Here is a 20101-nt window from a genome sequence, read left to right on the forward strand (position 1 = left end):
GTCCACCGGTGCAGGACGCGCGAGCCATCACGGCGCTGCCCTACCAGATCGACAAGAGCGAAGAAGTCAGCCTCGACATGGACGTGGCGGCCAAATACATCGCCGTGTGCGCCGGCATTCCGCCGTCGTCGGTCAACCAGTTGGATCTGGCTGACCTCAACGCGCTGAGCTGGGCTGTTGCGAGTTTTTTCATGAGTGCGGCGTCGGAGCCATCACCGACCTGATCGCAGTCGCCTATGACCTGGCCTGGTTCTGGAAGGTTGACCCCGAACAGATGATGGCCAGGCCACTGGATGTGCTCCGCGAATCGCTGGAGCACGCGCAACGGATCAATGCGATGCAGCAGGTGCAGTGATGGCAGACGAAGAAACCAAAGTGAAAACCCCGGTGCTGATCACGGGCATCGATGAACTGTCGCCCAAGCTCGGCGCGTTGCGAGCGAAGGTCGACAGCTTCAAGAAAAACCTCGAACAGACCGGCCTCGGCAAACTGGACATCAGCGGTCTGTTCAAGGGCGGCAGCGTGATCACGCCGTTTGTCGAGGGGATCAAGTCGGCGGCCGCGTTTCAGGGCAAGTTGACCGAATTCAGCGACACGGCAAAAACCGTCGACTTGCCCGCCGCGCCGAAAGTCGCCGCACAGACCATGAACGTGTTCAGTGCGTCGATGGAGAAGGTCTCGACGGCGGTGAGTGCCGCGTTGGTGCCGGCGGTTGGCGCGGTGGTGATCGGTCTTGAACCAATGCTCAACGGTTTCGGCAGCTTGCTGGCCGACAACCCCGAGCTGGTACAAGGCCTCGCGGCGGGAGCCATCGCCTTCTCGGCAATGCAAACCGCGGTGACGGGCGCGACCCAAGTGTTCGACATCATGAGCCTGGTGATGAAGGCCAACCCGATCATGCTGATCGCCACCGGGATTGCCCTGGCCGCCGGTTTGATCGTCGCCTACTGGAAACCGATCTCGACGTTTTTCAGCGAGCTCTGGCAGAAGATTGCGCCGGTAGTGATCCCGATGGCCGAGTTCTTCAAGACAATGTTCAGCTACACCCCGCTGGGAATGCTGATCAACAACTGGGGACCGGTCACTGAGTTTTTCTCGTCGTTCTGGCGAGGAATCAAGGCTGTAGCAGTACCCGCGTTCGAATTCTTCAAGGCCCTGTTTGCCTGGACTCCGCAGGGTTTGATTGTGAATAACTGGGGGATCATCAGCCCGATATTCACGGCGATTTTCGCGCGTATCCAGGAGAACGCAACTTCGTTTTTCGCAAATCTCAAAGAGGCTTTCAGCTGGACGCCGTGGGGCTTGATAGTGAATAACTGGGGACCGGTCACTCAGTTGCTCGCGGCCATCTTCGATTTGCTGACGGCGCTGATCGTACCGCTCAAAGAGACGTTGCGCAGCGTATTCAATGACTACGTCCCGATGGACAAGATCAACGAACTCTGGGGTCAGGTGCCTGCGTTCTTTGCCGAAAAAACAGAATCCATTCGTGCCGTGATGATGGCGTTGGGGGCGATTTTCGGCTTGCCGTTCATGGGTTCACCGCTGGACATGTTTGATTTGAAATGGTCGCCATTGACCGACCGTATCCGTGAGTTTGCCGACAAGATCGAATCGTACATGGCGCCAATCAGGGAAATGCTCGGCGGCAGTTTCGGCGGGTTCATCACCAAGATCACCGGCAAGATCGAAGGCTTTGCTGACGCTCAGAAAAAAACCAATGCCGAAGGCAAGGGTGAACTGGCGCCAGCGTTCTTCGGTGGTGCCAGCGAGGCGGCGTCGGGTGCGTTGTCGGAACCCGGCAACTCGCTGCAAAAACCGTTGATGCAGGGCGGCTCTCTGCCGCAATCCTCCAGCGCCCTGATCCAGCAAAGCGCAATCAACAATCGCACGCAACTCGAAGGCGGCCTGACGGTGAGCTTCGTCAATGCCCCGCCGGGGATGCGTACCGATCAACCGCGAACCAATCAACCGGGCCTGGCGCTGTCTTCGCGCATTGGCTATCGCTCGTTGTCCGTGGGAGGTTCCAATGAACTGGCGTGACCGTTTGTTGCCGGCATCCTTTCGCGGTGTCGGTTTCTGGATTGATTCGACGAAAACCCCGGTCGGTCGCAAGGGTCAGTTGCACGAGTATCCGCAGCGTGACCTGCCGTACTTCGAGGACCTTGGCCAGCAGGCGAGGATTCATGACGTCACGGCGTTCATCATCGGCGCCGATTGCCTGGAGCAGCGCGACAAGTTGCTCAAGGCATTGGAGGCGGGCAGTGGCGAGCTGGTGCATCCGTGGCTCGGACGCCTGCAAGTCAAGGTCGGCGAATGCGACATGACCCACACCCGCCAGGACGGCGGGTTGGTGACCTTTACCCTGAAGTTCTATCCCGACAAGCCGTTGCAGTTTCCGACTGCGTCCGTCAGTACCCAACAGGCAATACTGCTCAAGGCCGGGACTTTTCAGGCTTCTGCCCTCGCGCGGTTCGAGCAGGCGATGACGATGATCAAAGCGGCGCGGATCGGCATTGCCAATTTGCGTAACAGTCTCGCCGGGGTCTACGAGATCATCAAAGAACAGCTCCAGCCGCTGATCACGTACTACAAAGACATCACCGACCTGGTCAAAGCGGTCAAGGAGTTGCCCAAGGAGCTGGCGGCGGAGTTCAACGGCTTGCTCGGCGATATCAAGGAGCTGAAGACGTTTGCGAAGGAAGGCTACCGTGGCGTGATTGCCGACGTGTCGCAACAACTCGAAGCGATCCGCAAGGCCGATGCGCCGAAGCTCACCACCGGCACGGACACCAATGCGGCGGCGCAAGCCATGGCCGATCTGGTGCAGGACACGCTGATCGTGAAAGCGGCGCAGTGGATCGCGTCGATGCCGGTCGCCAGCAAACCGATGAAGTTGCCGTCGACGCCTTCCGTCAACAATCAGGCCAGCCAGCCAATCACTCATCAGGACGTGCCGTCCACCGACGATACGCTGGCGATGCTGAAGAATCTGGTCAGCACGCTGGATCTGGCGAAGAACAAATCCAGTCCTGCGCATCACCAGGTAGCCAGCGATTTGCAGGATGCGTTGGTCACTCACCTCAAGGCTGTTGCGTCCTCGGGTATACGGGTTGTCACTAAAACCATTCAGGAAAGCGCACCGGCTCTGGTGATCGCCTACAAGTACCTGAGCGATGCCACGCGGGCCCTGGAAATCCAGCAGCGCAACCCGACGAATCATCCCGGGTTCTCACCCAACCAAGTGAAAGTCCCCGGGGAGTGAACCATGAGCGAGATGGATAACCGCGTCACGCTGACGGTCAACAACCTGGAGTATGGCGGCTGGAAAAGCGTGGAAATCACGGCTGATCTGGAGCGCCAGTTCCGTACCTTCAAACTCGACATCACCTGGCAATGGCCAGGGCAAACGGTGGATCAACCGATCAAGCCCGGCGACCCGTGCGAGGTGAAGATCGGCAACGATCTGGTGCTCACCGGCTACGTGTTCAAGGCGCCGATCCGCTATGACGGGCGGCAGATCAGCCTGACCATCGAAGGCAGTTCGAAGACCCAGGACCTGGTTGATTGCGCGGCCATCAATCGCCCGGGTCAATGGCAGGAGCAACCGCTGCTGAGCATTGTCGAGGCGCTGGCGATGGGCTATTCGCAGTCGGTGGTCAACGAAATACCCGAGACCGCACGACTGACCAAACACACCATCGTGCCGGGTGAAACGGTGTTTCAGTCGATCGACCGTTTGCTCTCGCTGCTGCGGGTGTTTTCCACCGATGACGAGCAGGGCCGGCTGGTGCTGGCCAAGCCCGGCAGCGGCGGTCGGGCCAGTGATGTACTGGAGCTGGGCAAGAATATCCTTTCGGCCAACGCGGCGATGGATTACAGCCAGGTGTTCTCCGAATACCGGGTGATCGGCCAGCAAAAAGGCTCGGACAAGAAGAGCGGGGCGGCGGTCAGCGAAGTCGAATCGATTGCTGCCGACCTGACCTTCAAACGTCGCCGCACTACGGTGATCAACGAAGGCACGCAACTGACCTTTGAGTTGGCGCAGCAGCGTGCCCAATGGGAAAGCGCCACCCGCATGGGCCGCGCGCAGACCACCACCTATCAGGTGCAGGGCTGGCGTCAGGCCAACGGGGATCTGTGGCGGCACAACACGCTGGTACGGGTGAAAGATCCGGTGCTTGGGTTTGATGGCGACATGCTGATTTCCAAAGTCACGTATTCGCTGTCGGCGCAAGGTTCGGTGACCACGCTGCAAGTGGCGCCGCCGCATACCTTCGACGCCAATCCCAGCCCCCCGAAAAAAACCACATAGGCCCTGAAAAGATCGCAGCCTTCGGCAGCTCCTACAGGTGTACGCCGATCCTGTGTAGGAGCTGCCGCAGGCTGCGATCTTTTGACGTCGGCCCGTTTCTTACAGGAACCAAGCATGAGCCTACTGACACGCCTGCTGGCGCGCGGCACTGTCGTGCTCGCCAATTCGGCATCCAAGCTGCAATCGCTGCAAATGCGCCTTACCGCCGGCGAAGTGAACGACGACATGGAGCACTTCGAACCCTACGGTTTCACCAGCCATCCGCTGGCCGGTGCCGAAGGTGTCGTCACGTTCATCGGTGGCGATCGCTCCCACGCCATCGCCCTGGTCATCGCTGACCGCCGCTATCGCCTGCAATCGCTGGCTGCCGGCGAAGTGGCGATCTACACCGACGAGGGCGACCGGATTCACTTCAAGCGTGGCCGGATCATCGACATCGAAACCGCCACGTTGAACATCCGCGCCAGCAGCGCGGTGAACTTCGATACGCCGGTGATCAACCAGACCGGCAAAATCGTCTCCACCGGCGACCAGCTCGCCGGTGGCATCAGCCAGATCAAACACGTGCACGTCGGCGTACAGGCCGGCAGCGGCCAGACCGGCGCGCCGGCGGGAGGCAAATGATGCTTATCAGCCCGAACCTTCACGCCGCGCTGACCCGCGCCGTGCTCATCAGCCTGTTTACCTGGCGCCGCGCCGCCGATGACGACGCCCTCGATGACGACGAGCGCTTTGGCTGGTGGGGCGACAGTTTCCCCACCGTCGCCGACGATCGCATCGGCTCGCGGCTGTGGCTGTTACGCCGGGTCAAGCTGACCCGACAGACCCAGATGGACGCCGAATTCTATGCCCGCGAAGCCTTGCAATGGCTGATCGATGACGGCCATTGCAGCGCCATCGACATCATCAGCGAACGCCTCGACGCTCAGCGCCTGAACCTGCGCACGGTCCTGACCCTGGCCGACGGCGAACGCCTGGACATCAACCCCGATAATAGTTGGCAGGTGATCTATGCCGTTTGAAACCCCTTCGCTGCCGGTGCTGATCAAACGCACCCAAAGCGACCTGGCCGGCGATTCGCTGCGCCAGTCCGATGCGCAAGTGCTGGCCCGAACGCTCAGCGGCGCCGCGTATGGCTTGTACGGTTACCTCGACTGGATTGCCGAGCAGGTCCTGCCGGACAAGGCCGACGAATCGACCCTGGAACGCATCGCTGCACTGCGTCTGAACCAGCCGCGCAAACCGGCGCAAGCGGCCACCGGCACGGTGAGTTTTACCGCCACCGCCGGTGCGGTGCTCGACGCCGATACGTTGCTGCAAACCAACGACGGCCGCACGTATAAAGTCACCAAGGCACGCACCACGACCAATGGCAGCAACAGCACCACCATCGCCGCGCTCGACGCTGGCAGCCTGGGCAATGCCGATGCCGGTCTGACGCTCACTCCGGTGCAACCGATTGCCGGTATCGTCGGTAATAGCTTCGTCGTTACCGAGCCGGGCCTGAGTGGCGGCGTCGCCCTGGAAAGCCTGGAGTCGCTGCGTTCGCGGGTGATCCGTTCCTATCGCGTAATTCCGCATGGCGGTGCGGCCAGCGATTACGAGACCTGGGCATTGGAGCTGCCAGGCGTTACGCGCGCATGGTGCCGCGGCGGTTTGCTCGGGCCGGGCACGGTCAGCCTCTACATCATGCGCGACGACGATCCGCAACCGGTGCCCAACGCCGAGCAACTGGCTGAAGTCCAGGCACACATCGAACCGTTGCGCCCGGTCACCGCCGAGGTCCACGTACTGCCACCGGTGCAGGTGCCGGTGACCTACAACCTGAAGCTGACGCCGGACACCTCTGCCGTGCGTGCGGCGGTTGAAACCCAGTTGCGCGACCTGCACAACCGCGAGGCCGACCTCGGTCAGAACCTGTTGATCAGCCATATTCGTGAAGCGATCAGCAGCGCCGCCGGTGAAACCGATCACGTGCTCAATTCGCCGACCGGCAACGTCGCTGCCGATGACAGCGAACTGTTGACCTTCGGAGGTTGCGTATGGGCGTGATCAGATCCGCTGCGCAATACCAGGCGCAACTGCGTGCGCTGCTGCCGAGCGGCAAGGCGTGGGATCCGGAGCGCGTCCCCGAACTTGAGGAAGTGCTGCAAGGCGTCGCCGTCGAACTGGCGCGCCTCGACGCCCGCGCCGCCGACCTGCTCAACGAGATGGACCCGGCCGGCGTCAGCGAACTGGTGCCGGACTGGGAGCGGGTGATGGAACTGCCCGATCCGTGCCTGGGCGCCACACCGCTGTTCGACGACCGCCGCCTCGCCGTACGCCGACGCCTGCTCGCGGTCGGCAGCCAGGCCGTCGGTTACTACCTCGATATCGCCAAAAGCCAGGGTTATCCCAACGCCACCATCACCGAACTCGAAGCCCCGCGCATGGGCCGTTCGCGTTTTGGTTCAGCGCACTGGGGCACGTGGGAAGCGCAGTTCATGTGGACGCTCAACACCGGCGGGCGCCTGCTGCTCGGCCGGCGTTACGGCGCGAGCTACTGGGGCGAGCGCTTCGGCGTGAACCCGGGCTCGGCGCTGGAGTGCCTGATTCACCGCAGTGCGCCGGCGCATACCAAGGTGCACATCAATTATGACTAGGGAGTAAGCCGGATGGATTATCCGAAAAGCATGCCCGGTGTCGGTTTGGTCAACAGTCGTTTTGTCGATGAAAATCCTGTTACCGGGACGCCCGGATCGCTGATTCCAGCAGAGTGGGGCAACGCCCTTACCGAAGAGGTGTTGACGGTCATCAAGGCCGCCGGGCTCGAGCCGACAGAAGGCTTGAACACGCAGTTGCTGGCGGCCATTCGCGGCACAAAGCTGTTTGAAACGCCGGCCCAGTTCGATGTCAGCCAGAAAGTTGCGACCACCGAGTTTGTACAGCGCGCACTCGGCAATCTGGCGGGGCAGACCAATTACGTCGGTGAGGTTTCGATGACCGTCGCTGACGTCGGCAAACTGTCGATCTTTACTGGCCCCAGCACTGCAACATTGCCGCAGTGGTCGACTGTGCCTGCCGGAGGGTTGGTGTCTCTGATGGCAAGCTCCGGTGGCTTGACCGTAAAAGTCAGAAGTGGCGAAAGTCTGGTCACCGCCGCCGGTAGTGTGCCGGATAACACGTTGTCATTTGTCGGTGGTAGCTACGTTACGTTTCGCCGACTTCTACTCGGCGGAGGCTGGGGTCTGGACTCCGGTGACGGTGCACTCAAGTACTCGCCCGCGTTTACCGCTTCATTGAACACTGCAGGCGGCTATCAGCGTTTACCCAGTGGCTTGATCCTGCAGTGGGGACTGGCCACGGGCGGAGCACTCAGCGAAACCATTACCTACCCGATTGCCTTTCCAAAAAGCGTGCTTTTTCTCTCGGGTGGCGATATCTCGCCGGGATTCGCGGATCTGCGCTTCTCCCTGTACAGACTTTCGCCAAGCCAGTTTCAGCGCTTCTCCAATGCTGACCCTGGCGGCTGGAACTGGTTTGCCTTGGGCTACTGAAATCAACGGTGAATGAAATGAAATACATTGATTTTGATGCCCAGGGCGAACTGCTTGGGCGCTATGACTCGGCGATTCACACGCAGATGCCCGCCACTGCCGTAGAGATCTCCGATGAGCTGTTCCTGCGCACGATCGAGGAGCGCGACGGCATCTGGAAATGGACCGATGGCAAGGTCACCAAACATGCATTGCCGAACGCATCGCTGCTGGTTGAAAGCGAACAGCGAGCATCGGCCCTGGCACGGCGGGATGAGTTGTTGGCCGAAGCAGACCAGCAAACCGTCGGTATGGCCGACGCCTACATCGCAGGGTTGCTGGATGCCGATGACATGCAGCGGTTCAAGGCTTTTGCTACCTACAAACTGGCGCTGAACAAAATCGACAGGCAGCCAGGTTATCCGCAAAGCGTGGACTGGCCAGTGTTGCCGGTTTGATGCCTTTTCTGACTTGAAGCCTGCAAAAACAGCTTCTTGAACAATCACCCAGAATAACGGGAGGTCCCCGCGTGGATTATCCAAACAGTGTGCCCAGCGCCGGATTGGTGAATGGGAAATTTGTTGATGAAAACCCGATGACCGGAACCCCGGGATCGCTGATTCCGGCGGAATGGGGTAACGGGGTTACGCTGGAAATTCTCAACGTGATCAATGCCGGTGGGCTGACCCCGGACGAGAAGAAATACGATCAGTTGTTGCAGGCGATTCAGTCGGTGACGGCCAAGGGCTGGAATCAGGATCTGGCGTTGCCTCTTGTGGCATTGCCGCTGCCGACCGTTGCCACTGCCGATGGCCGGCTGACGGTCAGCCCGGCTGCGGCATCCACCAGCGGTGGCAGGGTTGCAATTGCGGCGGGCACGTTTATCAGCCTGGGTCAGGAAGTCGTGAGTGGCCAATTGGGTCGTTCGCGCACTTTTGTGACGTCCGCCTGGAGCAGTGCTGATCTGTTGCCCAGCAGTCATTATTTTCTGCGCGCGCAAGTCTCTGGCGGTGCGCTGACGTTCTATGTGCAGCGCGGCAACATCCATGACGTGACGCCCGAATCGTTGAAAGGAACAGTCAACGGCGCCGCCGGTGGCGGATTCCAGTCAACAGCTCTGGACATGTGCCTGGCCTGGGTAATTACCGGCGCACCGGGGTCGGTACCCACTGTGCGAACCATTTACAACCGTGCCCGTTTGACCTGGACCCAGACCGTCAACGGGACGGGCGCAATTTTCCTGCCACTGGATCCCCATGCACGTTCTGCACGATTGGTTGCCGGCAACCCGACACCGTCGTCGACGGCGGTGACGTCGGTCGCGTTTCCATCAACCGGATGGGTGGGGGGCAACTATTGCTTCCTGTCGCCCGTAATTGCCGGCAGCTCCAACAACCCCGGGGGCTGGAATCCCGCAACGATTTCCCCTTGTGTGTTGTTCACCAACAACATCGTTAACGACGTGACGGTTGCAACGCTGACCGCCAGTTTCGACCATGCCAATTTGCGCTCGCTGTGGCAGTGCTATCAGGCAGAGCACAACCTTGGCCAGTCGAACGCCGAGAGTGATGAGTTGTTGCTGAGCATGGGCATCAAGACTCATCCAATCACCGACTACAGCGTTGGTATTGCAATCAACTTTGCCGACGCCGTGAACGTCCAACTGTCGTGGGAGCTTATTCGATGATCGTTATTCAGGAGCTTCATCAGTTCGACGGCGAAATGCGTCTTCCCCAACCCTCTGCCGCCCACGATTGGGATGGTGATAAATGGGTAGTGAACGGCGATAAACAGGCGGCGCTGGACGCGCAGGAGACTGAACGCTTGTGCGCAAAAATCGACGCCGCCGCTGACAGCGCCCGCACAGTGTTGGCTGGCGATCCGCTCAAAGCCATGGAATACGCTCAGGCTGCCGCTGACGCGCAGGCTTATCAAGACGCCGGTTACCCGAAAAAGGAAGTGCCGCTGTCGGTCGCTGCCTGGGTAGCCAAAGGTCGCACGGCCAAACAGGCTGCCGAGCAGATCCTGAGCAAGGCTGAGCAACTCACCGATCACTTGCTGACGCTGCGTACTCTGCGCCTGAAGGCCAAGGCGCAGATTCGCGCGCAGGCTGCCAAGGGCAAAATGGATCTGGTTCGCAGTGCAGGTGACGAGGCTTTGGTCGCGATCCGTGAGCTGGCCAGCGGTGTTTCCGGCTAAGCCAAAAAGCCTTCCTTCCGCTTCACCCAAGCCCACTTCAACGTGGGCTTTTTATTTTCAGAAAACCGACCGGAGACGGACACGCTTGAAACGCTGTGTCGACGTAGGTCATTTGTCATTTCAAAGGAACGAACAACCTATGGATTATCCAAAAAGCGTCCCCAGCGTCGGCCTGGTCGATGGCCGTTTCGTCGATGAAAACCCGGTGGCGGGCACGCCGGGTTCTTTGATTCCGGCGGTGTGGGGCAACAGTGTCACTCAGGAGATTCTGAGTGTGATTACTGGTGCCGGGTTGGTCGCTGCCGAAGCGGACACCGGCCAGTTGTACAAGGCGATTCAGTCGATTATTGGTAATTCCAGTCCGATGCGTTCGGTCATTACTCGGGTTGGCACCTCCAGGTCTCTGACCATGGATGAGTTGGGCCTGGTTCTGATCGATGCCGGGGCCGGGGCACTGAGCGTCAGTCTGCCGCCAGCCAATACCAGCCTGGGCGTGCGTGACGTCATTGTGCGACGTGTCGATAACAGCGGTAATCGCCTCGTCGTGAAAAGTTCAGGCGGCGACTTGATCAGGTTTCACACCCACCTGAATGTTTCGGGTTATCCGTTTTTCGTATTGATGGGGGCAGGTGACTGGTGGCATTTGCGCAGCGATACAGCGGGCAACTGGTGGCCGATCGGTCGTCTGGACGGAGCTTCGCTCGGCTACGTAGCCTTTGAAACCACTCTGGCTGTAATGCCCGGTGGCTATGCAGTGCTGAATGGTTCCTTACTCAATCGCTCGGAATGGCCATGGCTCTGGGATCACGCACAGCAGTCGGGCATGTTGCGTTCTGAAGCCGATCGGGGCGGCGCGTGGACGCTTGGAGATGGCGCCGCGACGTTTCGTCTGCCAGAAGCCCGTGGCGAATTTTTGCGCGTACTGGCCGAAGGCCGTTTGGTCGATACCGGGCGTGCACCGGGGTCTTGGCAAAAAGGCTCTTTAGTTCAGGGCGACAACGGCATTGGCGACAATATTCTGTTCGCGACACACATCAGTACGCAGAAGGCCCAACTGGGTTTCGATATGGGCGAATACGCCGATTACGCGGGCTCCACCGTCAAATACATCACTCCTGCAGCGCCGGTTACGCCAATCACTGACGCTGATTTGCTGAACCATGGTGGTATCACGCGTCCTCGAAATATTGCTTATCCGGGTCGAATCAAACTTATCTGAGGTGTCCATGTTCAATTATCTGATCGATGGCTCGGGCGCTCTGTCCGGCCCCGTCGAGTTTCCTGTCACGCCCGGAATCGGCATTCAGCTTCCCGCCAACGCAATTGAGCTGTCGTTTGAGTTGCCTGAGCCTGAAGCCGGTCGTAGCTGGGCGCTGATCAATGGCGTACCCCGTGAAGCGATCGATCGCCGCGGTGTGGTTTATCGCAAGGACGGGGGCGCCCAACAGATCTGGACCGAACTGGGGGCGTTGCCCGAAACCCTTACGTCACAGCCTTGGCCCGGCGAGCTCCATGTCTGGCGCGACAACGCCTGGGTGCTGGATGAGCAGGCTCGTTTGTCGAGCGTCAGCCAACAGTCTCTCGCCAAGCGTGATGTGTTGCTGCGCGAAGCCGTTTTGCGCATCGCACCTCTTCAGTACGCCGAAGACATCGGCGATGCCAGCCACGAAGAACAACTGCAATTGCTCGAATGGAAACTCTACAGCGTCGAGCTCAATCGCCTCGAAAAGCAGAGCGGGTTTCCTGACGAAATCACGTGGCCGATTGTCCCCGGCGCTGCCGTGAACGGCTGATTTCTACACAAGGAAAAAGTGAAATGGATTATCCAAAGAGTTTGCCCGGCACGGGCTTGGTCAATGGCAGGTTTGTCGACGAAAACCCGTTGACCGGGGCCATCGGGTCTTTGATTCCTGCGCAGTGGGGCAACGCTGTCACTGAGGAAGTGCTGAATGTGATTCAGTCGGCTGGCCTCGCAGCGGATGAGCAGGACAACGCTCAACTGAAGTCCGCCATCGAACAGAAAATCACCCAAAGCGTGGTGCCGGTGGCCAGTGTTCAAGACGCGGAACAAGGCACTGACAACGTCAAGCGCATGACGCCGTTGCGAGTTTTTCAAGCGATTGCCAAACGCGTGGTGCAGGCGAGCGAAAGCATTGCCGGGGTGGCGAAGACGGCCACTCAGGCGCAAACCGATGGTGGTGCGGATAACACCACGATCGTAACGCCGAAAACGCTGCGCTTTGGTTTTTCTGCCAGTCTGACCACCAACGGTTACATCGTTTTTCCTACTTGGCTGGGTGGTTTCATCATTCAATGGGTTGGAATCTCGACACTGGGGATTCAGGGTGCTTATTCAAGCTTCGCCCTCGCGTTTCCCAATACCTGCCTGGCGGTATTCCCCTCCACATTGAATGGCAGCGCGCCTGGCAGTGTTTCGCTGGGGGCGAAAACGCAGACCGGGTTTACGTTGTACTCGGAACTGTTGCCTTGCGGCTTTTGTGCAATCGCGTTCGGGCGCTGAGGAAAAACCATGAGTCGTTTTTATAGCCAGTCGACAGGCTGTGTGTACCTGTCCGGTATCAATCCAAGCATGCCGAGCGATGCCGTACCGATCACTGAGGAGCGTTTCATCGCCGTGATCGGCAACCCTGCACCTGGAAAAGTGCGTAGCCATGATGCTGAGGGGCTGCCGGTGCTCATCGATGCCGCACCCTTGTCGGTTTCCGAGCTTTCAGACCTGGCGCGGAAATGGCGCGACGAGCAATTGTTGGCCAGCCAATGGCTGGTGGACCGTGATCGGGATGAGGAGGCCGCGGGCAGGCCGTTGAGTCTGAGTATCGAGGACCACCAAGAGCTTCTTGACTATCGCCAGGAACTGCGTGACTGGCCGGCGAGCACGGAGTTTCCCGCAGACACGAGTCGACCTTTAGCGCCGGGCTGGCTGATGCGAATGCTGGCTGGGGCTTGATGTCGCCAGTTGAACAGAGTGCCTCATTCATTTTTTGCCAACGCCCGCCTTTGCGGGCGTTGGCGTTTCATGCGACTTGAAAGGAGCTGAAAGTGGATTACCCGAAAAGCGTCCCCGGCTCCGGCCTGGAGAACGGCAAGTTTGTCGATGAAGACCCGATTGCGGGCAAGCCCGGTTCACTGATCCCGGCCAGTTGGGGCAACAGCGTTACCGAAGAAATTCTCAGCGCAATTACTGCCGCCGGTTTGACTCCGGATGAAGCACAAACCAATCAACTCGCGCAGGCGATTCGGCTGTTGTCGAAGCCGGACCCGTTGCAGCAATTCCCGGTGCAGGTGTACCGCAAGAATTTGCTGATCAACGGTGGATTCGATATCTGGCAACGCGGGACGACCAATCCGGGGCCGAATATTGGTGGTTACGTGGCTGATCGGTTTCGCTGTGACTGGAACAGTAATGCGGCTGTAGCGATCAGCCGGCAGAGCTTCGTTCCGGGGCAGACCGAGGTGGCCGGTGAGCCGGCGTATTTCCTGCGCTGGCAGCAGACCACGGCGGGCGTTGGTGCAACGGAGCATAAAATTTCCCAGGCTATTGAGTCGGTTCGGAGCCTGGCCGGGAAGACCGCCACTGTCACCTTTTGGGCACGTTCCGATGCGCCACGGGCGCTGCAGGTGACGGCGGGGCAATATTTCGGCGTCAGCGGCTCGGAACCTGTAGTGAAAGTGGTCGACGTTTTTCAGTTGAACACGGCCTGGACAAAGTACTCGGCGACGTTTCAGGTACCCGTCATCGCAGGGAAAATGCTCGGGGTGAACAATTTTCTGAGACTGGCTTTCGACCTGCCGCTCAATGTTTTGCAGACGGTTGACCTGGCACAAGTTCAGTTGGAGGAAGGACCGGTTTCCACGCCTTTCGAATACCGTCCTCCGGCCGAGGAGCTGATGCTATGTCTGCGTTATTTCGAGAAGTCCTTTGCCAACAGTTCAGTGATCCGGGCGAACAATGGCGTCGGTACTTGCATCGTCTCGTTTACCCAGTCTGCGGCAGCCGCCAGCCCTCAATATGGAATGGTCGTCTACATGCAGGTGCAGAAGAGAGTGCAGCCTACTGTTGTGTTGTATTGCCCTGCCAATGCCAGTAATCAGATCTGGAACTATTCGGCGGGAGCGGTTTGCACGGGGACTACCGTGCAAAGTACGACCGAGCGGAGCTTCGCGATTGGCACTGTGACGTCACCCAGCAGCGCGCCTGGTAACGGGTTGCAGATTGAATGGACAGCGGACGCTGAAATTTAGGAGTGAACTCATGACCTATCAACTGACTCCTTGCGGCGTATTGCGCATCGAGGATTCGGCATTCATCCCACAGGATCCGACCAATCGTGACTGGGTCGCGTATCAGTCGTGGCTGGTATCGGGTGGGCAAGTGCTGCCATTGGACGAAGCACCTGAAGCGGCAGCGGGCAGCACCCTGAAAACTCTGGCAAATAAATGGCTGGCAGGCATTGGCCGGCAGCCGTGATTCAATCGGGGGAGTATCCAGGGAGGATTACGCATCATGCAAATAACTGAAAATAACCTTATCGACATCATGCCCAACGCCCGCTCCCAAGCGGGCGTTTTTGTTTCTGCGCTCAACGCCGCCATGACGCGGCGTCGTATCGACACGCCCAAACGCATGGCTGCGTTTCTGGCGCAGGTCGGCCACGAGTCGGGGCAACTGCGTTATGTGCGCGAGCTGGGCAACAACCAATACCTGAGCAAATACGACACCGGCACATTGGCGCTGCGTCTGGGCAATACCCCAGAGGCTGATGGCGACGGGCAAAAGTACCGCGGACGCGGGCTGATACAAATCACTGGCCGTAGCAATTATCGGCAATGCAGCGTTGGCCTGTTTGGCGATGAGCGGCTGTTGTCGTTGCCCGAACTGCTCGAACAGCCGCAATGGGCAGCCGAATCCGCCGCGTGGTTCTGGGAACAGAACGGTTTGAACGAACTGGCCGATCGCGACCAGTTCAACACCATCACCCGGCGCATCAACGGCGGGTTGAACGGCTTGCAGGATCGCCTGGAAATCTGGGCGCGGGCGAGGGCGGTGTTATGCCAATCCCCTGGCGAATGATCGGCATCTTGTTGTTGGCGCTGGGAGCTTTTGCCGTGGCCTGGCAGTTGCAGGACTGGCGTTACGGCCGGCAACTCGCCGAGCAGGCTCGGTTAAACGCCGAAGTCCTCAATCAACAGAATTTTGCCGCTGCCTCAGCCCAACAGGCCGAACAGGATAAACGCCTGGCGCTGGAGCAACGGCTCGCCGCCAGTGAACAAACCCACTATCGAGCGCTGAGCGATGCCCAACGAGATCAGGATCGCCTGCGCGATCGTCTTGCCACTGCTGATGTGCGCCTGTCAGTCCTACTCGACGCCAGCGACGTTGCCCCAGGCTGCAACGTGCCAGCCACCGCCGGCCCCGGCGGCGTGGATCATGCAACCGTACGTGCCCGACTTGACCCGGCGCATGCTCAACGAATTATCACCATCACCGACAGCGGCGACCGCGGATTGATCGCGCTGCAGGCGTGTCAGGCCTATGTCAGAGCGTTGGCCCCCGAACATTTTGAATGACTCTGTGTATTGAAAGCGCAACCGGCTCGTGTACGGTGAAGGCATCCCACACGATCCGGAGTGCGCCGTGAAAGAGATCACCCAATTGGCTGCTGAACTTGGCCGACGCCTGCAAGTGCTCAATGCCCACGTCACCACCGCCGAGTCGTGCACCGGCGGCGGTATCGCCGAGGCGATCACGCGGATTCCCGGCAGCTCGGCGTGGTTCGAGGCCGGTTACGTGACGTACTCCAACCGGCAGAAAACCCTGCAACTGAATGTGCCGGTCGAGTTGTTCGAGACGGTCGGCGCGGTCAGTGCCGAGGTGGTCGAGGCAATGGTGCGTGGCGCGCAGGACAAAAGCCTGGCGCGATTTGCCGTGGCGGTCAGCGGGGTGGCCGGGCCGGACGGTGGTTCACCGAACAAACCGGTGGGCACTGTGTGGCTGGCCTGGGGTGTTGGCGAAACGGTCACCAGTGAGGTTCAGCACTTCCCCGGCAACCGTGATGAAGTCCGCCGACAAACGGTGAAGGCCGCGCTAGAGGGGCTCCTGCGACTAGCGGCACGAGAAATCGAAAATCAGGGGTAGGCGATCCGCGAACGCTGTGGAATAATACTGGCTACTTATACAGGTGTTGGCCGTCAGGCCTTATTGATTACGTGAGGACTTTAATGGACGACAACAAGAAGAAAGCCTTGGCTGCGGCCCTGGGTCAGATCGAACGTCAATTCGGCAAGGGTGCCGTGATGCGTATGGGCGATCAAGACCGTCAGGCGATCCCGGCTATTTCCACTGGCTCTCTGGGTCTGGACATCGCACTCGGCATTGGCGGTCTGCCCAAAGGCCGTATCGTTGAAATCTACGGTCCGGAATCCTCCGGTAAAACCACGCTGACCTTGTCGGTGATCGCCCAGGCTCAAAAAGCCGGCGCGACCTGCGCATTCGTCGACGCCGAACACGCCCTCGACCCTGAGTACGCCGGCAAACTGGGCGTCAACGTTGACGACCTGCTGGTATCCCAGCCGGACACCGGCGAGCAGGCCCTGGAAATCACCGACATGCTGGTGCGTTCCAACGCGGTTGACGTGATCATCGTCGACTCCGTGGCTGCACTGGTACCGAAGGCTGAAATCGAAGGTGAAATGGGTGACATGCACGTGGGCCTGCAAGCCCGTCTGATGTCCCAGGCGCTGCGTAAAATCACCGGTAACATCAAGAACGCCAACTGCCTGGTAATCTTCATCAACCAGATCCGCATGAAGATCGGCGTGATGTTCGGTAGCCCGGAAACCACCACCGGTGGTAACGCGCTGAAGTTCTACGCCTCGGTTCGTCTCGACATCCGCCGTACCGGCGCGGTGAAGGAAGGCGACGAAGTGGTCGGCAGCGAAACCCGCGTCAAGGTTGTGAAGAACAAGGTTGCTTCGCCGTTCCGTCAGGCCGAGTTCCAGATTCTTTACGGCAAAGGCATCTACCTCAACGGCGAGATGATCGACCTCGGTGTGTTGCACGGTTTCGTTGAGAAGTCCGGCGCCTGGTACGCCTACGAAGGCACCAAGATCGGTCAGGGCAAGGCCAACTCGGCCAAGTTCCTGGCAGACAACCCGGAAATCGCTGCGAAGCTCGAGAAGCAACTGCGTGACAAGCTGCTGACGCCGACAGTGATCGACTCCAAGGCCTCGGCAGTCAAAGAGACTGCAGACGACCTGGCCGACGCTGACATCTGATTGCAGCGATGACCACCGCCGTACTCGATACCCTCGTCGCGGTGCGGCGAACCGCCATGGACCTGCTCGCACGTCGCGAGCACGGTCGAGTCGAGTTGACGCGTAAACTGCGTCAACGCGGCGCTGAGGCGGAGTTGATCGAAACAGCCCTCGACCGTTTGACGGAAGAAGGGCTGCTTTCCGAAGCCCGTTACCTTGAAAGCTTTGTTTCCTACCGTGCCCGTTCCGGCTATGGCCCTCTGCGGATTCGCGAGGAGTTGGGCCAGCGCGGTTTGCAGCGTGCTGATATCGAACTCGCCCTGCGCGAATGCGGTATCAGTTGGCAGCAGCAGCTTCAGGACATCTGGCAACGCAAGTTCTCCGGACATTTGCCGATCGACGCGAAAGAGCGGGCCAAGCAAGGCCGTTTCCTGGCGTATCGAGGCTTTTCGATGGAGATGATCAACCGCTTGTTCAGCGGTCGCGACATGGACGATTAAAACGATTCAACAAAAACGGCCCGCTATGAAAATAGCGGGCCTTTTTTTTTGCCTTCAAATGACCTTTGACGGTTCGCGCGCGCGTTGCGTTGCTTGCGGTTTGGAGTCTGCCCAGTTTTCCGGCAGGTTAATGTAATCGATCAACTCCCGCAGACGCCCGTGAGTGCGCGCGTTAAAGGCGAAGGCCAGTCGCGCCAGATGGCTGAACTGCGCTTCGTCGTGTTCCTCGCCGTTGTAGGCGTGTTGATGAAACTGGTCGCTCAGGCACAGATCGGCGAAAGCTTCCTGCATATGCTCCAGCGCCTGATCGTTGAGTTTGTGATGCATGCGAATCACGAACTGCCGCTTGAGCCAGCGGCTCGAGTGGAAGTTGCTGTAGAACTGGTTGATCTGTTCTACGGCCTCTTCAACGCTGTAGACCAATCGCATCAGCTTCATGTCGGTCGGTAGGATGTAACGGTTGTCCTCCAGTTGCTGACGAATGAAGTCCATTGCGACCTGCCAGAACGTGCCGCCTGGCGCATCCAGTAACACCACAGGCACCAGTGGACTTTTACCGGTCTGGATCAGTGTCAGTACCTCCAGTGCTTCATCCAGCGTGCCGAATCCGCCAGGGCACAAAACCAGCGCGTCGGCTTCTTTGACGAAGAACAGTTTGCGCGTGAAGAAGAAGTGGAATGGCAGCAGATTATTGGTGCCATCGACAGTCGGGTTGGCATGCTGCTCGAAGGGTAGGGTGATGTTGAATCCGAGACTGTGATCACGGCCGGCACCTTCATGCGCAGCGGCCATGATGCCGCCCCCGGCGCCGGTAATGACCATCATGTCTGAATGCGCCAACGCGGCACCGAGTTCACGCGCCATGGCATACAACGGATGCTCGACCGGCGTGCGCGCCGAGCCGAATACGGTGACTTTGCGGCGGCCCTTGAATTGTTCCAGCACACGAAACGCCTGCTCCAGTTCGCGCAGGGCTTGCAGGGTGATCTTGGCGTTCCAGCGGTTGTGGTCTTCCTGTGCCATGCGCAGCACGGTGAGGATCATGTCGCGGTAGATGGGAATGTTCGGGCTGTTGGGGGAAACACGGTTGAGTTGTGCTTCGACCTGGCTGATAAGGTCGGGACCGCTTTCCTGAAAATGCCGGCTGAGCAAGTCATTCGGTTGGTAAGGCATTCAACGTCTCCTTCTGCACAGAGCGGATGGCCCTGACGAGCGGCGTCAGTGCCGCGCTGCAAAAAAAACACACGATCGGCAGTTCCTTGTCTGCCGTTGAAAAGTGATCGGGAATACTCTGAATCTAGACCCTTGCGCGCGTTTGCGCTGGCTTGATCATTGCGCCGCAACGTTCTGGCTGGCAACCGCTTATTGATTTTTTGCCAGTATCGGCACCGCTCGTCCGAACGCACGCCGAGTGGCTATCCCTCTGATTAACTAACTGACAGGCACCGTACGACAGCATTGCGTCAATCACCGTATGCAAGGTGCACGCGATTCAAGGATTTGCGGGTGGCAAGGAGGCGGGACACATGGCCAGAGTGATTCTGGAGATCGATACGCAGCTGTATCGAATGTTGAAGGCATCAGCCGAGACCAATCATGTCAGTCTCGAAGAGGAGTGCTGCCGGCGGTTGGCTGGCGGCGAACGCCGTTCGCACTATTTACAGGCCTTGCTGGCCGAACTGCGCGCCGAGGATGAACAGCGGCGCGCCAATTCACGTTGATTACTTCTTCTTCGCCGGGCCGGCTTTCGGGCAATCCGATTCCTGGTAGCTGGCAGAGCCGACCGCTTTGTTGGTTTTCACTTCGGTGAAGTCGTAACGCATGATCGCGCCCTTGGCCATCAGCTTGCGAAACGAAGGGTTGTTGCACACCGAGGCGCCCAACTGGAAATACACGGCTTTGGGGTCAGCACGCATCTTGTCGGCGTGGCTCTTTTGCACGCTCAGGTGGTTGATCAATTGTGTGCCTTCAACGGTGAAGCCCTGATCAAGAATGTCTTCACTGATGGCGCGTGGCGTGCCGACGCTGCTTTGGGCGGCGACGTTGCGCAGCTCACGGTTCAGATTCTGCTCACTCAGGGAGGCGGCCTGAGCGGTGAAGGACGACGCCAGCAGAATGGCAGCGGTGGGAACGATAAGGCGCAGCATGAAACTCTCCTGATTCGGTGACTGGTGGTTCGACCAGCCTCGGGGCTGTGCGTTCAGTGGCGGCGAATTATAGGGGAGCCGGTCGGGAGGGTACAGGCTTGTGCCCCTTGCTCTGGTAAACTGCCGGCCTTTATTGCCCTGCCGAGTGCT

26 protein-coding genes are annotated in these 20101 nt (G+C 59.3%); 24 read left to right on the top strand and 2 right to left on the bottom strand.

The window, feature by feature from the left end:
• From ACIPZE_RS21260 to recX, 23 genes are all read left to right on the top strand, one after another.
• Positions 1-224 (top strand): phage tail assembly protein (locus ACIPZE_RS21260; protein WP_400775093.1); only part of this gene is annotated, 224 nt, incomplete at its 5' end.
• Positions 225-354: 130 nt separating this feature from the next.
• The gene (locus ACIPZE_RS21265) at positions 355-2043 is read left to right on the top strand and encodes a phage tail protein (RefSeq protein ID WP_400775096.1); all 1689 of its coding nucleotides are present in this window, start codon (positions 355-357) and stop codon (positions 2041-2043) included.
• A complete protein-coding gene (locus ACIPZE_RS21270; protein WP_400775097.1) occupies positions 2030-3265 on the top strand; it encodes a DNA circularization protein in 1236 nt (411 codons plus the stop codon). Before ACIPZE_RS21265 ends, ACIPZE_RS21270 begins: the two co-directional genes overlap by 14 nt.
• A gap of 3 nt (positions 3266-3268) precedes the next feature.
• Positions 3269-4315 carry a phage baseplate assembly protein gene (locus ACIPZE_RS21275; protein ID WP_283437483.1) on the top strand — a complete coding sequence of 349 codons (1047 nt, stop codon included), beginning with the start codon at positions 3269-3271 and terminating at the stop codon, positions 4313-4315.
• Between the two features lie 114 nt (positions 4316-4429).
• The gene (locus ACIPZE_RS21280) at positions 4430-4939 is read left to right on the top strand and encodes a phage baseplate assembly protein V (RefSeq protein WP_129389952.1); all 510 of its coding nucleotides are present in this window, start codon (positions 4430-4432) and stop codon (positions 4937-4939) included.
• Positions 4939-5337: a phage GP46 family protein gene (locus ACIPZE_RS21285; protein ID WP_038358016.1), complete on the top strand. Its 399-nt coding sequence runs from the start codon at positions 4939-4941 to the stop codon at positions 5335-5337. The genes ACIPZE_RS21280 and ACIPZE_RS21285 overlap by 1 nt, the downstream gene beginning before the upstream one ends.
• Complete coding sequence (locus ACIPZE_RS21290; protein WP_400775101.1) at positions 5327-6367, top strand: baseplate J/gp47 family protein; 1041 nt, start codon at positions 5327-5329, stop codon at positions 6365-6367. The genes ACIPZE_RS21285 and ACIPZE_RS21290 overlap by 11 nt, the downstream gene beginning before the upstream one ends.
• Positions 6358-6957 carry a YmfQ family protein gene (locus ACIPZE_RS21295; protein ID WP_400775103.1) on the top strand — a complete coding sequence of 200 codons (600 nt, stop codon included), beginning with the start codon at positions 6358-6360 and terminating at the stop codon, positions 6955-6957. Before ACIPZE_RS21290 ends, ACIPZE_RS21295 begins: the two co-directional genes overlap by 10 nt.
• A gap of 12 nt (positions 6958-6969) precedes the next feature.
• Positions 6970-7851 carry a gp53-like domain-containing protein gene (locus ACIPZE_RS21300; RefSeq protein ID WP_283437480.1) on the top strand — a complete coding sequence of 294 codons (882 nt, stop codon included), beginning with the start codon at positions 6970-6972 and terminating at the stop codon, positions 7849-7851.
• Positions 7852-7868: 17 nt separating this feature from the next.
• Positions 7869-8288 carry a tail fiber assembly protein gene (locus ACIPZE_RS21305; protein ID WP_052178193.1) on the top strand — a complete coding sequence of 140 codons (420 nt, stop codon included), beginning with the start codon at positions 7869-7871 and terminating at the stop codon, positions 8286-8288.
• Between the two features lie 71 nt (positions 8289-8359).
• Positions 8360-9517, top strand: a complete 1158-nt coding sequence (locus tag ACIPZE_RS21310; RefSeq protein ID WP_283437478.1) for a phage tail protein — start codon at positions 8360-8362, stop codon at positions 9515-9517.
• Positions 9514-10029, top strand: a complete 516-nt coding sequence (locus ACIPZE_RS21315; protein WP_400775107.1) for a phage tail protein — start codon at positions 9514-9516, stop codon at positions 10027-10029. The genes ACIPZE_RS21310 and ACIPZE_RS21315 overlap by 4 nt, the downstream gene beginning before the upstream one ends.
• Positions 10030-10168: 139 nt before the next feature.
• Positions 10169-11248: a phage tail protein gene (locus tag ACIPZE_RS21320; protein WP_283437476.1), complete on the top strand. Its 1080-nt coding sequence runs from the start codon at positions 10169-10171 to the stop codon at positions 11246-11248.
• A gap of 7 nt (positions 11249-11255) precedes the next feature.
• Complete coding sequence (locus ACIPZE_RS21325) at positions 11256-11822, top strand: tail fiber assembly protein (RefSeq protein ID WP_283437475.1); 567 nt, start codon at positions 11256-11258, stop codon at positions 11820-11822.
• 23 nt (positions 11823-11845) lie between these two features.
• Positions 11846-12550 (top strand): hypothetical protein, encoded by a 705-nt coding sequence (locus ACIPZE_RS21330; protein WP_283437474.1) that lies wholly within the window; start codon positions 11846-11848, stop codon positions 12548-12550.
• A gap of 9 nt (positions 12551-12559) precedes the next feature.
• Positions 12560-12997 (top strand): phage tail assembly chaperone, encoded by a 438-nt coding sequence (locus tag ACIPZE_RS21335; RefSeq protein ID WP_283437473.1) that lies wholly within the window; start codon positions 12560-12562, stop codon positions 12995-12997.
• Between the two features lie 92 nt (positions 12998-13089).
• Positions 13090-14292 (top strand): carbohydrate-binding protein CenC, encoded by a 1203-nt coding sequence (locus ACIPZE_RS21340; protein WP_400775111.1) that lies wholly within the window; start codon positions 13090-13092, stop codon positions 14290-14292.
• Positions 14293-14302: 10 nt separating this feature from the next.
• A complete protein-coding gene (locus ACIPZE_RS21345) occupies positions 14303-14518 on the top strand; it encodes a hypothetical protein (protein ID WP_283437471.1) in 216 nt (71 codons plus the stop codon).
• Between the two features lie 36 nt (positions 14519-14554).
• On the top strand, positions 14555-15121 hold the full coding sequence (locus ACIPZE_RS21350; RefSeq protein WP_283437470.1) for a glycoside hydrolase family 19 protein: 567 nt from the start codon (positions 14555-14557) through the stop codon (positions 15119-15121).
• Entirely contained in the window at positions 15100-15618 is a 519-nt protein-coding gene (locus ACIPZE_RS21355) for a lysis system i-spanin subunit Rz (RefSeq protein WP_283437469.1), read from the top strand. The genes ACIPZE_RS21350 and ACIPZE_RS21355 overlap by 22 nt, the downstream gene beginning before the upstream one ends.
• Before the next feature lie 67 nt (positions 15619-15685).
• A complete protein-coding gene (locus ACIPZE_RS21360; RefSeq protein ID WP_283437468.1) occupies positions 15686-16186 on the top strand; it encodes a CinA family protein in 501 nt (166 codons plus the stop codon).
• An 83-nt stretch (positions 16187-16269) separates the two neighbouring features.
• On the top strand, positions 16270-17325 hold the full coding sequence (gene recA / locus ACIPZE_RS21365; protein WP_201227715.1) for a recombinase RecA: 1056 nt from the start codon (positions 16270-16272) through the stop codon (positions 17323-17325).
• An 8-nt stretch (positions 17326-17333) separates the two neighbouring features.
• Positions 17334-17804: a recombination regulator RecX gene (gene recX / locus ACIPZE_RS21370; RefSeq protein WP_400775117.1), complete on the top strand. Its 471-nt coding sequence runs from the start codon at positions 17334-17336 to the stop codon at positions 17802-17804.
• Positions 17805-17858: 54 nt separating this feature from the next.
• On the opposite strand, the gene ACIPZE_RS21375 is transcribed toward recX, so the two are convergent.
• The gene (locus tag ACIPZE_RS21375; protein ID WP_283437466.1) at positions 17859-18977 is read right to left on the bottom strand and encodes a TIGR00730 family Rossman fold protein; all 1119 of its coding nucleotides are present in this window, start codon (positions 18975-18977) and stop codon (positions 17859-17861) included.
• Positions 18978-19330: 353 nt separating this feature from the next.
• Here ACIPZE_RS21375 and ACIPZE_RS21380 point away from each other — a divergent pair, with 353 nt between their 5' ends.
• Entirely contained in the window at positions 19331-19525 is a 195-nt protein-coding gene (locus ACIPZE_RS21380) for a hypothetical protein (RefSeq protein WP_008077170.1), read from the top strand.
• Here the strand turns inward: ACIPZE_RS21380 and ACIPZE_RS21385 are convergent, their stop codons facing one another.
• On the bottom strand, positions 19526-19951 hold the full coding sequence (locus ACIPZE_RS21385) for a PA3611 family quorum-sensing-regulated virulence factor (RefSeq protein ID WP_129390005.1): 426 nt from the start codon (positions 19949-19951) through the stop codon (positions 19526-19528).
• Positions 19952-20101 lie beyond the last annotated feature (150 nt).

The organism is Pseudomonas sp. NPDC089741 (genome assembly GCF_044748825.1).
In the GTDB taxonomy this organism is placed as follows: Bacteria; Pseudomonadota; Gammaproteobacteria; order Pseudomonadales; family Pseudomonadaceae; genus Aquipseudomonas; species Aquipseudomonas helmanticensis.

What these genes read in the sequence shown, in the direction of transcription:
- ACIPZE_RS21265 (WP_400775096.1), top strand. Translation starts at nt 355, where the DNA reads ATGGCAGACGAAGAAACCAAAGTGAAAACCCCGGTGCTGATCACGGGC.
- ACIPZE_RS21270 (WP_400775097.1), top strand. Translation starts at nt 2,030, where the DNA reads ATGAACTGGCGTGACCGTTTGTTGCCGGCATCCTTTCGCGGTGTCGGT.
- ACIPZE_RS21275 (WP_283437483.1), top strand. Translation starts at nt 3,269, where the DNA reads ATGAGCGAGATGGATAACCGCGTCACGCTGACGGTCAACAACCTGGAG.
- ACIPZE_RS21280 (WP_129389952.1), top strand. Translation starts at nt 4,430, where the DNA reads ATGAGCCTACTGACACGCCTGCTGGCGCGCGGCACTGTCGTGCTCGCC.
- ACIPZE_RS21285 (WP_038358016.1), top strand. Translation starts at nt 4,939, where the DNA reads ATGCTTATCAGCCCGAACCTTCACGCCGCGCTGACCCGCGCCGTGCTC.
- ACIPZE_RS21290 (WP_400775101.1), top strand. Translation starts at nt 5,327, where the DNA reads ATGCCGTTTGAAACCCCTTCGCTGCCGGTGCTGATCAAACGCACCCAA.
- ACIPZE_RS21295 (WP_400775103.1), top strand. Translation starts at nt 6,358, where the DNA reads ATGGGCGTGATCAGATCCGCTGCGCAATACCAGGCGCAACTGCGTGCG.
- ACIPZE_RS21300 (WP_283437480.1), top strand. Translation starts at nt 6,970, where the DNA reads ATGGATTATCCGAAAAGCATGCCCGGTGTCGGTTTGGTCAACAGTCGT.
- ACIPZE_RS21305 (WP_052178193.1), top strand. Translation starts at nt 7,869, where the DNA reads ATGAAATACATTGATTTTGATGCCCAGGGCGAACTGCTTGGGCGCTAT.
- ACIPZE_RS21315 (WP_400775107.1), top strand. Translation starts at nt 9,514, where the DNA reads ATGATCGTTATTCAGGAGCTTCATCAGTTCGACGGCGAAATGCGTCTT.
- ACIPZE_RS21320 (WP_283437476.1), top strand. Translation starts at nt 10,169, where the DNA reads ATGGATTATCCAAAAAGCGTCCCCAGCGTCGGCCTGGTCGATGGCCGT.
- ACIPZE_RS21325 (WP_283437475.1), top strand. Translation starts at nt 11,256, where the DNA reads ATGTTCAATTATCTGATCGATGGCTCGGGCGCTCTGTCCGGCCCCGTC.
- ACIPZE_RS21330 (WP_283437474.1), top strand. Translation starts at nt 11,846, where the DNA reads ATGGATTATCCAAAGAGTTTGCCCGGCACGGGCTTGGTCAATGGCAGG.
- ACIPZE_RS21335 (WP_283437473.1), top strand. Translation starts at nt 12,560, where the DNA reads ATGAGTCGTTTTTATAGCCAGTCGACAGGCTGTGTGTACCTGTCCGGT.
- ACIPZE_RS21345 (WP_283437471.1), top strand. Translation starts at nt 14,303, where the DNA reads ATGACCTATCAACTGACTCCTTGCGGCGTATTGCGCATCGAGGATTCG.
- ACIPZE_RS21350 (WP_283437470.1), top strand. Translation starts at nt 14,555, where the DNA reads ATGCAAATAACTGAAAATAACCTTATCGACATCATGCCCAACGCCCGC.
- ACIPZE_RS21355 (WP_283437469.1), top strand. Translation starts at nt 15,100, where the DNA reads ATGCCAATCCCCTGGCGAATGATCGGCATCTTGTTGTTGGCGCTGGGA.
- recA (WP_201227715.1), top strand. Translation starts at nt 16,270, where the DNA reads ATGGACGACAACAAGAAGAAAGCCTTGGCTGCGGCCCTGGGTCAGATC.
- recX (WP_400775117.1), top strand. Translation starts at nt 17,334, where the DNA reads ATGACCACCGCCGTACTCGATACCCTCGTCGCGGTGCGGCGAACCGCC.
- ACIPZE_RS21375 (WP_283437466.1), bottom strand. Translation starts at nt 18,977, where the DNA reads ATGCCTTACCAACCGAATGACTTGCTCAGCCGGCATTTTCAGGAAAGC.
- ACIPZE_RS21380 (WP_008077170.1), top strand. Translation starts at nt 19,331, where the DNA reads ATGGCCAGAGTGATTCTGGAGATCGATACGCAGCTGTATCGAATGTTG.
- ACIPZE_RS21385 (WP_129390005.1), bottom strand. Translation starts at nt 19,951, where the DNA reads ATGCTGCGCCTTATCGTTCCCACCGCTGCCATTCTGCTGGCGTCGTCC.